At 73.6% G+C, this 829-nt stretch carries 1 protein-coding gene; it reads right to left on the minus strand.

The annotated features are described in order from the left end of the window. Positions 1-404: DUF6801 domain-containing protein (locus tag ACJA3G_RS37880; protein WP_406557530.1), on the minus strand; the 404-nt coding region annotated here is incomplete at its 3' end. Positions 405-829 lie beyond the last annotated feature (425 nt).

Here is an 829-nt window from a genome sequence, read left to right on the forward strand (position 1 = left end):
GGGGAGGCCGGTGCCACTGCCGTCTGCAGGAGCAGCGTCWACTCCCGCGCATCCAAGGTCACTTCGCCCGCCCTCGCCACGGTGATCGCCGGTACCTCGCCCGTGAACACCGGCCGCAGCCCGTCGGTCCCCGTGGCCACCGAGGCGGTGAGACCGGCCCAGTCGGCGCGGTCCGACGCCCCGTTCTCGGTGACCTCCACGGCCAGCCGGGCGGTGCCGGAGACCGCCGTGGTGCCCGGGGGCAGGAGCGCGGCGACCGTCTCGGCGGTCAGCTCCGGGCGCAGGGAGAACCGCTCGGGCCGCAGCGGCTGCCCCGGGCGGCCGTCCGTCGGATAGACGCCGAGGAATCCCACGGTGACGGCCCGGTGTGCGGAGCCCGACCCGCAGTCGTAAACGGCCTGCACGGCCGTCTCCCGGTTCCGCGCAATTGTCCCCGATGCCGGAACAAGGCCGAGGAGAAGCACGATCGCTCCCAGCGCGGCGGCGATAGCGGCACCACGCCGGTCGAATGCACCGCCCATGGCTAGGCTCCTGTGAATAGCGGTTCTGCGGGCGCCGGGAACGGCCGATGTCGCCGTGACGTTACGTACGGGTAACCCGGTGCCGCAATACCGCTTCCGCGCGAATCTCCGATCCCCGCGCCGGTCCGCGCTTATTTGTCACCGGCGCCACAATTCCGGGTGCGCGCCTTGTCAACGGCGGCACAGAACCCGGGCGCGCGTCCGACCCGGACACACACGGAACCCGGGCACACACCGGAGCGGGGCCCCGCGACCGGGGGGACGGATCGCGGGGCCCCGCCGGGATCCGCAGCCCTGGGGGCGTGGGC

It is taken from the genome of Streptomyces sp. YS-3, from assembly GCF_045257485.1.
Lineage (GTDB): Bacteria > Actinomycetota > Actinomycetes > Streptomycetales > Streptomycetaceae > Streptomyces.